The 13,214-nt window shown below is 47.0% G+C and carries 13 protein-coding genes; 3 read left to right on the plus strand and 10 right to left on the minus strand.

The annotated features are described in order from the left end of the window. Nucleotides 1–62: 62 nt before the first annotated feature. Nucleotides 63–812, minus strand: coding sequence for a LytR/AlgR family response regulator transcription factor (locus tag KI659_RS18210; protein ID WP_213946820.1), 750 nt, complete (start codon nt 810–812; stop codon nt 63–65). After that, nucleotides 778–1,884 carry a histidine kinase gene (locus KI659_RS18215; protein WP_213946821.1) on the minus strand — a complete coding sequence of 369 codons (1,107 nt, stop codon included), beginning with the start codon at nt 1,882–1,884 and terminating at the stop codon, nt 778–780. Before KI659_RS18215 ends, KI659_RS18210 begins: the two co-directional genes overlap by 35 nt. A 30-nt stretch (nt 1,885–1,914) precedes the next feature. Here KI659_RS18215 and KI659_RS18220 point away from each other — a divergent pair, with 30 nt between their 5' ends. After that, entirely contained in the window at nt 1,915–2,067 is a 153-nt protein-coding gene (locus KI659_RS18220) for a hypothetical protein (RefSeq protein ID WP_213946822.1), read from the plus strand. Between the two features lie 146 nt (nt 2,068–2,213). On the opposite strand, the gene KI659_RS18225 is transcribed toward KI659_RS18220, so the two are convergent. From KI659_RS18225 to KI659_RS18245, 5 genes are all read right to left on the minus strand, one after another. Next, complete coding sequence (locus KI659_RS18225; protein WP_143961300.1) at nt 2,214–2,405, minus strand: hypothetical protein; 192 nt, start codon at nt 2,403–2,405, stop codon at nt 2,214–2,216. A 153-nt stretch (nt 2,406–2,558) separates the two neighbouring features. Continuing rightward, entirely contained in the window at nt 2,559–2,807 is a 249-nt protein-coding gene (locus KI659_RS18230; protein WP_213946823.1) for a hypothetical protein, read from the minus strand. Nucleotides 2,808–3,100: 293 nt separating this feature from the next. After that, nucleotides 3,101–3,334 (minus strand): hypothetical protein, encoded by a 234-nt coding sequence (locus tag KI659_RS18235; protein WP_213946831.1) that lies wholly within the window; start codon nt 3,332–3,334, stop codon nt 3,101–3,103. Next, nucleotides 3,322–3,774 (minus strand): DUF5675 family protein, encoded by a 453-nt coding sequence (locus KI659_RS18240; RefSeq protein WP_246535471.1) that lies wholly within the window; start codon nt 3,772–3,774, stop codon nt 3,322–3,324. The genes KI659_RS18235 and KI659_RS18240 overlap by 13 nt, the downstream gene beginning before the upstream one ends. After that, complete coding sequence (locus KI659_RS18245) at nt 3,774–4,517, minus strand: hypothetical protein (RefSeq protein WP_213946824.1); 744 nt, start codon at nt 4,515–4,517, stop codon at nt 3,774–3,776. Before KI659_RS18245 ends, KI659_RS18240 begins: the two co-directional genes overlap by 1 nt. A 761-nt stretch (nt 4,518–5,278) precedes the next feature. Here KI659_RS18245 and KI659_RS18250 point away from each other — a divergent pair. Together KI659_RS18250 and KI659_RS18255 are read left to right on the plus strand one after the other, a co-directional pair. Beyond that, nucleotides 5,279–5,770 carry a MauE/DoxX family redox-associated membrane protein gene (locus KI659_RS18250; RefSeq protein WP_213946825.1) on the plus strand — a complete coding sequence of 164 codons (492 nt, stop codon included), beginning with the start codon at nt 5,279–5,281 and terminating at the stop codon, nt 5,768–5,770. Between the two features lie 106 nt (nt 5,771–5,876). Next, nucleotides 5,877–6,113, plus strand: coding sequence for a hypothetical protein (locus KI659_RS18255; RefSeq protein WP_213946826.1), 237 nt, complete (start codon nt 5,877–5,879; stop codon nt 6,111–6,113). A 28-nt stretch (nt 6,114–6,141) separates the two neighbouring features. Here KI659_RS18255 and KI659_RS18260 read toward each other — a convergent pair whose 3' ends face one another. From KI659_RS18260 to KI659_RS18270, 3 genes are all read right to left on the minus strand, one after another. Further along, nucleotides 6,142–7,509, minus strand: a complete 1,368-nt coding sequence (locus KI659_RS18260) for a RagB/SusD family nutrient uptake outer membrane protein (protein ID WP_213946827.1) — start codon at nt 7,507–7,509, stop codon at nt 6,142–6,144. Between the two features lie 156 nt (nt 7,510–7,665). Continuing rightward, nucleotides 7,666–10,887 carry a SusC/RagA family TonB-linked outer membrane protein gene (locus KI659_RS18265; protein ID WP_213946828.1) on the minus strand — a complete coding sequence of 1,074 codons (3,222 nt, stop codon included), beginning with the start codon at nt 10,885–10,887 and terminating at the stop codon, nt 7,666–7,668. A gap of 56 nt (nt 10,888–10,943) precedes the next feature. Then, nucleotides 10,944–12,557, minus strand: coding sequence for a TlpA family protein disulfide reductase (locus KI659_RS18270; RefSeq protein WP_213946829.1), 1,614 nt, complete (start codon nt 12,555–12,557; stop codon nt 10,944–10,946). Between the last annotated feature and the right edge of the window lie 657 nt (nt 12,558–13,214).

A 13,214-nucleotide genomic window follows, 5' to 3' on the forward strand; every position in this document is an offset into this window, starting at 1 on the left:
CGTCTCCCCTCTCCGGTCTCCGGTCTTCCGTCTTCGGTCTTTTTCCATCCAACATCCGACACCTAATACACATATCTCTCCCGGAAGTACTCCAAAAAACCCTCCTTATAAGTTCTCCCTATAGGTATCTTATCATAATAGCTCTGCTGGAAATATACATGCTCCTGATCGACAGACTGAATTTTCCTCAGGTTTACCAAATAAGACTTATGAATTCTTATAAAATGATAATTCCTAAGCTCCTCCTCCAGTAGGTTTAGGCTCTTGTCGCTGTAGTATTTTTCATTTTCCACCATAATTTCCGGCCTGTCACCTGCTCCCACGATGAAATCAATTTGACTCACATTCAGCTTGGTAAATCCCTTGTATTTAAAGTGCCTTACCATAAGAAATTCATCCTGGTTGGGTTTGACACGAGTAGCAGTAGTCTCTTTCAGCTGGCGAAGATCCACCCACTCCTTGGCTTTTTGCAAGGCCTTGGTAAGCCTGCCAATTTTGACAGGCTTAGCCACAAAGTCCACCACCTCCAAGTCAAAGGGATCCTGGGCTTCGAGCTTTTTGCCACTTACCAAGATCACCGGAATATGCATGGCCTGCAGTTCGGACGCAAAGGCCAGTCCGTCCAGGCCAGCCATCTGCACATCCAATACCATAATATCAGGCGTTGCCTTTTGTATTTGCGACAAGCTTGCTACAGGGTCAGTGCTGCTCAGGCACACCGAAAAATAGGGCAACCTGCCCACCAATGTCTCCAATAATTCTAGGGAGCCGATTTCATCATCGACTATCCCTACCTTCATCAATTTTTCCATAATAAATAATTAAATCCAATACATATAAATCATTTTCAACCCGTTCATTTAACCTAAAATTCTCCTTAAAATGATACTGCAGAATCTTTCTACAGGCCTTTAGCCCAAGGTAAAAAGACTTATGCTTTTGACCTTGTTTCAATTTATTGGTAATCCCAATTTGCAATACACAGTCCCATTCCTCTTCAATATTACAAGACATGGTAATCTGAGCAGGGGCTGCAGAGTCACTTAATAAGCCATGTTTAAACACATTTTCAACTAAGGTGGGCAGCACTCTCTTTGGAAAAAACAACTGCTTGCTCAGGTCTTTGTCTACCCCATTTACCAAGTTTATATACAAGGTCCCCCGTTGGGCATATCTGGCTGTCTTGATAAGTTTCTTGACCAGCTTGATCTCCTGCCACAGATAGGACTGATGCCCCTGTGCCTCCACAGCATACCTGAATATTCCGGCCAGATTGGTCATCTTCTTATACAGCCTTTCCGAAAAAGGAAGCAACTCAGCACCAAATGATTGCAGGGAATTGAAGATGAAGTGCGGGTCCAGCCTGCTGCACAACAGGTCTATTTCTATCCGCTTCCTTTCCTCTATCATCTCAGCCATGTGATAATCGGCCACAAAGATGATCACCGCCAGGGTGATTCCTCCTGCCCATCCCACCAACTGCTGAAACCTCCAGTATTCGTGGACACAAAGCGCCCAAAACCCCTCCTCTAAACCCAGGCAAATTTGATCCACCCACACTTTGCTCATGATAAATATGGTGTAGAAAATTATGGTACCATACAGTTTCTTGAGTGGAGGGCACCTTACGCAGAGCCATATAAATACGATAAAACTGATCCCATAGAAAAAAACAAACAGGAAGGCAAGATTGAGCAACACATAATCGAAGGGCAGATACTCCTCCCCAAAATATGGCGTACTGAGGTAACTGCTCACGATATAAAACATCCAACCCAGAATATGTAAATACCAAAACTTAACATATAGCAGATACAGCATGTCGTTGACCCGGTGAAACCCGTAGTTGACAGATCTCGAAGAAATTCCATTGATTAAATCCATATACTTGAGGACAATTAAAATTTAAAAATTATGATAACTAATTCACAAGCAAAACAATTCTCCATTACGAGAAAAGACGCCAGAAGCTCCACATTGATCAACATGATTGCTGAAAGCCCCAACCAAAGGCACAAAGTAGCCTATAGTCTTTTTACTCCATGCAAACCCAGTATAATCAGGTAACGGATCTAAAACAGTAACCCATGGTTCATCTTAGGATGGTCGTGGACCTTTCCAAACACCGGATATTCCTCCGGTTGGGTTTAGAAACCCAATAGCAAAAAAGTGCAGCCTTGGAGGTAAGCTCTCCACCAGCTGCACTTTTCTTTTTATTTACTCATGTAACCCTGTAGTGAAGCCAGAGACACTCCATGGTATTCGGCATAATCTTCAAAAGTAACCACCTGATGGGGCAACTTCTTGAAAAATTCCTTTATTTTTCTTAACAGGTCATAGGCGTAAGTTCGGCCCTTACCCGTTATTTCCATGATGTCCTGGGCGTGGATTACTCTACGTCCCATACCCTCCAATCCAATCCATTTTAAAATCCAGATAATCAGCCAAGCCTAATCGCCCAGCAGTAGAATTCATCAATGCAATTAAATCTTTCTTCATATTATAATGTAATGGTTTATATCTACAAATTAAAATTTAAGTCTTATATCTCCAAACAATTAGTCAATAATTTTGTTACCGGTCAAATTACCGGAATTATCACCATCCTGCTTGGCAAACTGGGCCACTGCTGACAATACTGTGCCTCCAGTGAGTATATATCCACCCACCAGTGTGACCGAGGCCGGCAAACTCACGGGCGCCGCCAATATTGCAGTACCCACTCCCATTAATACCATACCCACCTTCTGTATCCTCTTGAAAAAAGGAGGCGTAGGCGCATTCCATCTTTGTTGTATTTCGTTCATATCTAGTTTGTTTAAAGTTTCTGATTACGTGGTTGTCATTGTTGTCCGCTGTTCCGATGCTGCGCATCGAAAGGCGCTGTTGTCATGGTTGTCAGATCGAGCATCTTGGCGGGCCATTGTAGCCAATTTTGCCCATTCGGTTTTTTAACCTTCAGTACTAGTGCACAGCGCACAATACTCAGTGCTCAGTGCTCAGTGCTCAGTGCTCAGTGCCCAGCGCACCGTTGTAGGAACGTCTCCGACTTCGCACCCGTTTTATGGACTCTCCGGCTTCGCTGCTCCGTACTCATGGTTCAGATGGTGTCAGTCGCCCCTCTTTCGTCTTGACGGCGCACCCGCTCAGGGCGGAGCCATTCTTTGATAATGCGCTGTTCGGCTTTGAGCCACACACACAGGTCCCTGAGCTCCCTTTGCTCCTCCCGCATCTTCCTGAAATCCAATATCAGCAGATGGAGAAAATAAGCAAGGACAGAAAGGAGGAGGGATATAATCCCCCCTACCATAATGGACAGATTTATTCCATCCATGACAGCTCATACTGCGACAGATTGAGAGCAGCGTCTGGATAGCTCCTTATCTCCAGAATCACCTCCTCTCCCCCGTCTATTGCTGCATAAACCATCTCCTTGAACTTCTCAAAAGCAACCCGGCTTTTGCTCCCCTTTCCCTCCCCGGTGATTTTACTTACCGGAGCCAAGCACCCCCTCAGGTGCTGCAGCGCATCATTGGCAGGATGGATGAGGATCAGCGAGCGGTTGGGCACATCCTTCACCTCGACATGCCAACCCCACTTTTCGCTGTACCGCTTTGCCAGTTTATACACCCCTTCCGGGATACAGCTCACATTGGGCCGGTTGCGCCGCCAGGGCAGCTCTATAAACTTGCCCAGCTTATAGTCTTCCACCGTCAGCGTGCCATTGGTACCGGCCGGCCAATACTCCCTTTCCAAATGAAGTTGCAGCGCCATTAGATTACCTGGATTATTTTGGCCGCATTGTGGGCGCCGTTGTTCAGCGTATAAGTTTTGCCGTTGACCTCCTGGAGAAATTCCACTCCAAGGGCAAAGAACTGGAAATCACCGCCTCCCTCACTTTTGGCCACGGTGAGCTCCAAGCCCTCCAGGGCATCAATACTCAGCTTATGTACCGGGCTGATCATGATTTGGGAAGAATTTTCACCATTTTGGAAGTTTACTCCCGTACCCACCAAAAACATCCGGAAATCAGTGGCCCCGTTGGGTCTTGACAGATATTTCCTCGGGGAAAACGCGTCGAAGGCTACTTTCAGGTCAGTCCCATCATCCTCCACATTGAATTTGGCGTAGATGGTGGCCTCAAACATACAGTTGTTGCTGAACTGAAACCCTGTGAAGAGTCCCATCTCCCCGTTTTCAATTCTTCTTTCCCCTCTATCCGATAGCGTGTCGGTCTTCAGTACCTTCAGCGCCTGGCTATATAGCCTATTGTGCGTCCGAAGGTCACGGGCCCTCACGGTAATCTCCCTAAAGGCATCTTTGAGAAGTTTGGCTCCAGAGGCGGCTCTGGCAAATTCCGCCAAATTTTCGCGGGTCCTTTCAAAAGCATCATCGTTCATGATTCGCTCCTTGCTGATGCCACCTTTCTGACGGGCGTGGTATCCGTTTTTCCCCTTAAAAAAAGTAACATCCCCGATGGTACCTTCCAACTTTATAAAACTCGATTGTCTTGCCATTTATTTATGGTTTTATTTGTTTAACATGCCCAAATATTACCCTAAATAATTGACTGTCAAAATGTTGGCGGACTATACGGACTATACGGATTCTTAGGTACAATCAGGACAGCGATAAGTATTAATCACCATTAAAAAGTAATTATTTCAAGCCCCCTGTTCACTACTTAACCTATATCAAAGTTACAGTTACCCTGGGGTAAAGTTGGGGTAAAGCTGGGGATAAGCTGATTACCCTTCTTGGTTTATGGCTTATTTTTCCCCTTCGGGGAAAGTTTATGGTTTACAAAAAACCGAAATCCTAAAACCTTAAACCTTAAGCGCGCAGAAATTAAACGGAGAATCCATGAACGGCGCAGCCATTTAAACCATAAGCGGCTAAGCCAGTAAACGGCGAAGCCAAAAAGGCGAAGCCAATTCACCCTCCGGTTTATGGCTAACTTTATCCCCTGCGGGGTAAGATTATGGTTTAAAAAATACCGAAATCCTAAAACCTTAATCCATAAGCGCGCAGCAAGTAAACGGCGAAGCCAGGACCGGCGAAGCCAGTAAACGGCGAAGCCAAGTAAACCATAACCGGCGAAGCCCATAAACAGCGAAGCTATGTAAACAGCGAAGCTACGTAAACAGCGAAGCTTGCGAAGATACGTTCACCCCCCAAAACCCGTCGTTTGGCGGTTTGGGAAGCGGCTATCCATAATTATCTCTAACTTTCAAAAAAATTAAAACAACTCATTATCAATCATATACATAAATGTATCATGGATAAAATACGAAACTCCCTTCCCTTGGCCGCCTCAGTTTTACTTATCCTACTCTGGGGGTATACAGGCATTGCCAAACTCACCGACTTTGCCAGTTTCCGCTCAGCCATGCAAAACCAGGAGATTCCGTTGGATTGGGCGAGGATACTGGCATATGTTATCCCACCGGTAGAACTTGCCCTGGCTGGCATGTTGATTATGCCCAAATTACGGTTTTGGGGTTTGGCAGGATCAATGGTCCTCATGACCATATTCTCTACCTATGTGGGATTAGTTTATATTGGGAGTTTCCCCGTAGTGCCTTGCGGGTGTGCTGGGATATTTCAGGATATAGGCTGGGGCGCTCACGTACTTATAAATATTTCTTTCGTCCTGCTCGCCCTACTAGGTCTTTGGGCTCTAAATCAAAAAGAAATGCAGGCCGGCACATCGCCGAATTCCTCACTTCCGACACAAAGGGCTGGAAGCTTTGTGATGCCGGAGGAATAAATACGCCAATCATGCTTACTATCGCGCAAAATAAGCATAAGAGGCAACTTTAATCAATTTTCTAACCCACAGGGAAAATAGTTTTCTCTGTACAACACAAAAAGTCATGAAAAGGGTAATTAAAAACCTGCCCATTTTGGGACTTGCACTGGCTGCATCCGTAGCCTTTGCATTTAACCAGCCCAATAATGAGGCAAAATTCATTCCTGTCCCTAACGGATGGATGGACATCAGCCACCTTGAAGAAGGTGAAGACTATAGATGTCTCAGTACAGGTGATTGTGTCTATGATGCGCCAAATGGCAATGTCATCAGAAATGGCACATTTACATTGATAGAGTAATGGTAAGAGGGGCTTAGCCCCTCTTTTTTTAATTCCTGATGTTTTGTTCTATAGGATTTAAGTTCAACTCTTCCACGGGAATTGGATACACATAGCGGTTACTATTGGGTTCCAACGTATAAGTCACCCCATTTACCTCCCTTGTTAACACCCTTGCTGTGCGGGGATCCAAATTTAACCGTCTCAGATCCAACCAATTCACCCCCCTGAACAATAGGGACCTGCGTTTTTCAAACATGACCAAGTCCAAAGCCTCCTCATCTGAAGTTACGGAAACAGGTTCAAAAGTCCCTGTTTCAAACCGTGTTTCCAGTATCTGATTCAGGATGCGGATCCCTTCAGTACTGTCGCCATTTCTCACCTTGGATTCCGCAGCAATAAAGTACATTTCATCGAGTGCAATGCCTCCAAAATAGAACAAAGTACCGGTATAATTCCCTTTAAAATTGTACCCTAATGCCCTGGGCCGTCCATATAACCCTCTACGTAAATCATTATCCGTATAGCTCTCAAATATGTCAGGGTGAATGAAAGTGCTGGGATCAGCTACATTAAACTCATGGCTTGTTTGCCCAGCGTGAAAAATGACTTCTTCATTATAAGGGGCAAAGGGGTAATTGGCGCTGGGATTGAGATCATTATAATCAAGTAGATGAAATGATCCAGAAGCCAATACCCTATCTGCATAAGTTTCCGCCTGTTCATAATTCTGCATGGTCAGGTAAACTCTTGCCAGCATGGCCTCTGCAGCTCTCTTTGAAGGTCGAGTTCTGATAGGCTGCCATTCGGGCAACATTTCCATGGACTGGGCCAAATCTTCCAGCACAAGTGCATACACCTCTTCCACTGTCCTCCTGGGAGAAGGTTCCTGTATACGTGTGTCTATTCTCAAAGGCACCCCAAGATCAGACGGCGCAGTGGCGGGCTGATAGGGTTTTGCAAAATACTGGGCCAGATTAAAATGACTATGGGCCCTAAAAAATAAAGCCATGCCCCTTACTTCGGCCACTTCTTCTTCCGTGTACCTACCTTCCCCCACCAAGAAGTCCAACCGCTCCATCACCACATTGGCTATAAATATACTTCGGTAGGGAAAGCTCCAGTCAATAGACGGGCTACCTTCAAATATATCTTCATTCCAAATATATCCATTGATGGCAGTAGGTGTAAAATAAAAGTTGTACCCGTTATCGTTGGTAAGCATATCATCTGAACCAATGATGCCTAAAGCGGGAATCCTGTTGAGCTCATCCTCATTGTCCAATAATGCTCTAAGATCATCCAAACTGTCTGGAATCAGCCTTGATTTATTAGGCCGCTCATCCAGGAAGCCTTCACAACCCACCAGCAGACTAGCCGATAGGATGGCAATTAATATGTATGTATATTTTTTCATGATTATGTATGTTCAAATTGTTCATTGTTCATTTTTCAGAGGCAGGTTCAACAGACCATGAACCTTTAAACTCTAGACAGTAAATGCCCCGCCCGCCGGAACCGTATTACTAAACCTTATGAAGAAAGTGCGGCGGGTCGGGACAAATGATTAGGATTAGAAATCAATTCTTGCACCCAGGGAAACACTTCGTAAAGGACGCATGGAGCGAAAATCGGGGTCCAATGGATCATCGGAGGCTTTCCAAAGAATACCAAGGTTGTTGGCATATACATAAGTCTGTACCCTTGACACCGGGAGGTTCCACCTTCCCACCGGCAAATCATAGGTGAGGTTTACATCCTGTAGCCGGATATGGTCACCCCGCTCCACAAGCACCTCTGAAAATCTGTATACATTATCCCTGTTCAAATTGGCCCCCATGGGCAGAGATGGCACATCGGTGCGCAATTCATCACCAGGCGCTTGCCACCTCAGTCCAAAGTCACCGTGTCCCCTTGTTCCGGTCAATACCTGATTATACAGCACCGATTCTCTTCTGTAAAAATATCCCATGCGGTAACTGATGTTTACCGACAAAGTAAACCCGGCATAACTGAAGTCATTTCTAAGCGCCCCAAACAAGGTCGGTCTGGCTGAGCCATGATAGATCAAATCCTCAACCGCTGTATTATTGATTATGCCCACATAATTGCTGCTGGCCTCCCCGTCAAGATAACCTCTGGGATTCCCCGTATCAGGATCCAAGCCTGCCCATCTGTAACTGAAAAGGGAAAATAACGGTCTGCCCTCTACTGGGGCCACTAGCCCACTGGTACCTTCTCCATTGGCCAAGATATTGTTCAATGGCGCTTCCAATAGATACTCCTTTACAATTTCCCTATTGGTACTTAGCAAAAAGGTGCTATTCCATCCAAACTGGCCAACCAGATTTCTGGTGTTGAGCACAAGATCCAGTCCTTCAGCACTTGTCCGGGCGGTATTGCCTCTAAACTGGCTTACACCGGATGAACTGGGCATCATGGCATCTCCAATCAAATCAAGTCCTTCCTTCCAGTAATATTCTACGTTGCCCCCTACTCTGCCTGAACGCGATTCAAAATCAAGCCCCAAATTGATAATCCTAATCCTCTCCCACCTCAAATCTGGATTGGGAGGGTTCAAAATCCTGCCATAGGGAAGGCCCGGATTTATCGAGGACCCTGGCCCGGTTAGATATATGGCCGTGGTTTCTGCTGCCAAGGATTTGTCCACATTTCCGTTAAACCCAAAAGATGACCTCAACTTTAAATAGGGCATGGCTTCCCATCGGTAGAAATTTTCATTGCTCAATAGCCACCCTGCTCCGGCTGAATATAAGGGGACACCTCTCTGGTTGGCATCCACTCCAAAGAGATTGGACTGGTCACGTCGGGCACTTACTGTCAGGTCAAACCTTCTGTCAAAATTGTACGCCAAGTTGCCGTAGTAGGAATAAAACCTGTCCACCAAATCCGTCAAACCTCCCCTGAAAGGCACAGCTTGCAAGGAGCCGTTATTATAATACATTGGATATCGGGTCAAAAAGTCCATAGGCACGGAGGCTGTCAGATTAGGGTTATATCCATAATATCGTCCATTACTACCCAATAATTGATAATCTTTTAATTCAATTCCCCCCAGTGCATTCAGCTCATGCTTTTCACCTATCACTCTATGGTAGCGCAGGTTAGCCCTTACATTGTGGGTTTGTGCCCGCTGGTTGCCTACATCCAATATGCCCGTTCTGGGTATGGGGAAAGTAAGATTCCCCTGAGGGTCCACCTGGGTGTACCTATTAATTAAGTTTCGGGTAAAATAACTGTCATAAGCCAAATGCTGCTCGGTGTTATCCCTATTGGCCCAATATTGATATTGTACCTCAGCCATGAGATCGGGGGTCACCCGGTACGAAAGTCCGGAATTGATCCGAAGGTCATCAGAATTGCTCACCAATGGATTTCTCCCGATTTCGTCAAGCGGCACATAATCCCAATTCAGCAGGCCATTGCGCTCAGCCTCCAATTTATACCCAGTTCGGTGGTCTCTGATTACAGGAAGAGGGTTTCCGGCTTCATCAGCCATCCGTGCATAGGCATATACGGGATTGGCTCCGTTGAAAAATACATTTTCTACACCCTCATTGCCTCTTTCCCTGGTGGCCTTGGTATAATATACCGTAGTGTGAATGCCCATACGCCCATTGAGCAGCTTCCAATCATTTCTTGCCTGTAGGGATATCCGGCTGTTTTCATTGGCCACCAGCGATTCCCTATTCCTGTCGTAGCCCGCCGAAAAAAGATAGGAATGATAATCGCTGCCACCACTCACGCTTGCCGCATATTGCTGCAAATGGGAAGGTCTATAAAAATACCTGTCAAAGTCGGACCGTACATCATGGGCTCCATAACCTGAGAGCCTGCCTTCAAGCTCGGAATCGGAGATCAGTCCATCACGGTGTTCAAAAAGCGCTTCCACCCCGGGAGTCAAGGGAGGCCGGTTGATATTGGTCAATTGATTGTTGTAATAATTCCGCCCAAACAGCTCCCTTTCCATACCGATCACCTCCGAGGTGCTCATCATAGGCTGGTAAAATGCATCCGGGCGTTCTCCAAAAGTGGAATTGGAATTGATACTCACGGTGGGTTGCTGCCCCTTTCTTCCCATCTTGGTGGTGATCACAATCACCCCGTTCCCCGCCTGGGCTCCCCAGATGGAGGCTGCAGCGGCATCTCTCAGCACGGTAATGCTCTCCACATCGTTTGGGTTGATATTCTGGATATCCCCATCATAGGGAAAATTGTCCACAATGATCAGGGGTTGGGAGTTGGCAAACAGGGTACTTCTCCCCCGAATGTTAATTTGATCTCCTGGACCGCCCCGCCGGTTGAAAATAAGACCACTAGTCACATCTTCCAACCTTTCGAGAATGCCCGTGCTCACCCGTCGTTCCACCAGCTCCCGGTCCACATGGACAAAGGAACCAGTAGCCCGCTCTTTGGGCAGCTGCTGATAACCCGTACTCAATACTTCCACCTCTTCCAATCCGTAACTTTCCTGTTCAAGGGCAAAAACACGCATTCCTTCCCAGGGAAATCCCACCAGGTCCTCCTTGCCGAGGTATCCCAGCATGCTGAACTCCAGCGTATATTCTCCTGCTCCCAAAGTAAATTCAAACCTTCCATCGCCATCTGTGACAGCCACTCTGGAAGTACCCTGCACCTTTACCACCGCTCCTGGCAGGGGAAGGCTGTCTTCTGCCGAGACTACCCGGGCAGAGGCCCGCGCTTGGGCAAAAATGTGGGCCGGTGCCAGGCACATCCCCGCACACAACAGCCCCATGAGTAATGTTTTTCTCATTAGTAATAAGTTTAAGTTTTAGAAATATGGATATATGGTAGTGGATTGGTTTAGTCTTATTCACTCAAAGCCTGCTCAATGATCTCCTTCAATACCTCAAAATTGCCCGGAAGCCCCGCAGACTGCAGAATAGTCCCGTCCTTGCCGATGATCATCTTGCTGGGAAACCCATAAATGCCGTAATTGACCAAGAAGGGATGCGAATGCGAAAGCTCCCGGGTGTGCAGGTTGATAGTCGATTCCGATGTGTAGTCACCCGTTTTTAGACTTTGTTTCCAGATCTCATCCGAAGGGTCGGCTGAAATGGTGATGACCTGAAAATCATCCCTGTCCCCAAATTGGGCTATCAGTGGTTTTACAGCCTTATGGAAAAATCCTCTGGATGCCCCGCAACCGTAGATGTAAAAGTCCAAAAGGGTCACTTTGCCACGAAGCATATCCTCATCGAAAGGCCTGCCGCTGTCATCCACAAAATCAAAATGCCTCAGCTCCCCTCCTTCTCTCCGCAGGGCCAAAAGATTCTCCAGATAAGTGCGTGAAAAAGGATCGGACACCATACCCAGATAATCTTCCAGTTGCTCTTGGGCTGTCAGGACAAATTCATATTGATGGTAGAAGTAATCCAGGGCCGCCCGATCGCGGATTTTGGTTAGAGGAATTTCCTTTATGGCTTCAAAGCGCTCCACATCCTCCAGTCTTCCGTAGAGCCTGGCCCACTCGGTATATAAATCAACAGGACCATAGGCATCAGGATGCCAGTCCTTATTCATAATTCCTTCCAGCCTTTCAGGCAGCTTGTTGTTTATGGTCTCCCTTAGCTTTTCCAACTGATCCCGGTCACCTCCCCTGGATGCACGATGCAGGACAGCGACCAGGCTGCCGAGAAATGCGGCAGTCTTCTTTGCCATTAAGTTATCGTATAAAAGCTGTTGTAAGCCAGCCTCCAGCTGGGCTTCTGATAGCATATCCTGTTGCTCCCGCGATGGGGTGAGTCCTTCCGCAGCATCCGATTGAAGAAGCCTGGCAATCTCTTCCTCTCCAGGCTGGATAAATTTCATCCTTCTACGACCTGCTTTTTCCAGTTCCTTATATTTTTCGCCAAACTGGGGATTGCTCAATACACTTTCAGGATTACCCGTGAATAAGTAAGGTTGGCTAAATAGCTGTTTTTTCCTGTCCAATAAGGCCAAGCTGTGCTGCAGCTCCATCCGCTCCACTGCATTGCCCCCAAAGTGGATGGCCCCATACCTGAGGTCTACATATAGTTCGATGGTATCACCGGGTAGGATGACAAACCTGTCCAAGAAGGCGTGGTCATTTCCAAATGCCAAACTCATATAGGCCAAATCCTCCAAATGAGGAAGGTGAAATTCAAACGTCATCTCATTGGGCAGCCTGCCCTCAATCATATTTCCCTGCTCATATTCCAGGGAAACAGTATGCACACCCGGACCACGGCGGGAATTGAAGGCATAGTCCCTGAAAACCGACAATTCCAGAGGATCAGGTTTTTGATTGGCCATTACTGTTCCATACACCACCACCGGGGCCCCGCCTCCCTCATCGGCGGGGCTTTCGGGGTGAGAGGCAACTTTCTGCCCTACTACTATTTCCACCCTTCCCATTAGACATACCAGTCCCAGGAAGAAAAAGATCATTCTTTTTTTCATCGTATTATTCGTTAATATTTACCGTAAATAATTCCCCCGTTGGAAGCGCTTGTCCCGAGAGCGTAGCGAATCGGGAGGGACAGGGGGGAAGTTTTTCGTAATCACATCCCCCCCATTACTTCTCCTTAATCCTATAATCAGTCCCCGCTGGGCATTATGCCCACGGGACGATCAACCATTAATCCATAAACCTTAAGCGGCGAAGCCAAATAAACCATAAACGGCGAAGCCCCGTAACCGGCGCAGCCAAGTAACCTAGACTGCGCAGCAGTCGATAAACCATAACCGGCGAAGCCCATAAACGGCGAAGCCAAGTAAACGGCGAAGCCCATAAACTAGACCGCGCAGCAGTCGATAAACCATAAACTACGTTTTGTCCGGCGGCTCCTCCGCCATTGGGCTGATCCTCACTTCCACCTTGAGCCTATTCCTCTCCCCCTCCTCCTTCAATNGCCATTGGGCTGATCCTCACTTCCACCTTGAGCCTATTCCTCTCCCCCTCCTCCTTCAATATCACCCCGATCGCCTTGCACAGCAATATCGCCTCCTGCTGCTCCCGGGTAAAAGGCTTCGGCTTGGGGTCAGGTACATAGGTGCAGTTGGGTTTCCCCTTACTGAGCATCCCCCCCTCCAGCCCCCGATCCCCCACCAGCAGCC

This window comes from Litoribacter ruber (assembly GCF_018449405.1).
Classification (GTDB): Bacteria; Bacteroidota; Bacteroidia; order Cytophagales; family Cyclobacteriaceae; genus Litoribacter; species Litoribacter ruber.

What these genes read in the sequence shown, in the direction of transcription:
- KI659_RS18210 (WP_213946820.1), bottom strand. Translation starts at nt 812, where the DNA reads ATGGAAAAATTGATGAAGGTAGGGATAGTCGATGATGAAATCGGCTCC.
- KI659_RS18215 (WP_213946821.1), bottom strand. Translation starts at nt 1,884, where the DNA reads ATGGATTTAATCAATGGAATTTCTTCGAGATCTGTCAACTACGGGTTT.
- KI659_RS18220 (WP_213946822.1), top strand. Translation starts at nt 1,915, where the DNA reads ATGATAACTAATTCACAAGCAAAACAATTCTCCATTACGAGAAAAGAC.
- KI659_RS18225 (WP_143961300.1), bottom strand. Translation starts at nt 2,405, where the DNA reads ATGGGACGTAGAGTAATCCACGCCCAGGACATCATGGAAATAACGGGT.
- KI659_RS18230 (WP_213946823.1), bottom strand. Translation starts at nt 2,807, where the DNA reads ATGAACGAAATACAACAAAGATGGAATGCGCCTACGCCTCCTTTTTTC.
- KI659_RS18235 (WP_213946831.1), bottom strand. Translation starts at nt 3,334, where the DNA reads ATGGATGGAATAAATCTGTCCATTATGGTAGGGGGGATTATATCCCTC.
- KI659_RS18240 (WP_246535471.1), bottom strand. Translation starts at nt 3,774, where the DNA reads ATGGCGCTGCAACTTCATTTGGAAAGGGAGTATTGGCCGGCCGGTACC.
- KI659_RS18245 (WP_213946824.1), bottom strand. Translation starts at nt 4,517, where the DNA reads ATGGCAAGACAATCGAGTTTTATAAAGTTGGAAGGTACCATCGGGGAT.
- KI659_RS18250 (WP_213946825.1), top strand. Translation starts at nt 5,279, where the DNA reads ATGGATAAAATACGAAACTCCCTTCCCTTGGCCGCCTCAGTTTTACTT.
- KI659_RS18255 (WP_213946826.1), top strand. Translation starts at nt 5,877, where the DNA reads ATGAAAAGGGTAATTAAAAACCTGCCCATTTTGGGACTTGCACTGGCT.
- KI659_RS18260 (WP_213946827.1), bottom strand. Translation starts at nt 7,509, where the DNA reads ATGAAAAAATATACATACATATTAATTGCCATCCTATCGGCTAGTCTG.
- KI659_RS18265 (WP_213946828.1), bottom strand. Translation starts at nt 10,887, where the DNA reads ATGAGAAAAACATTACTCATGGGGCTGTTGTGTGCGGGGATGTGCCTG.
- KI659_RS18270 (WP_213946829.1), bottom strand. Translation starts at nt 12,557, where the DNA reads ATGAAAAAAAGAATGATCTTTTTCTTCCTGGGACTGGTATGTCTAATG.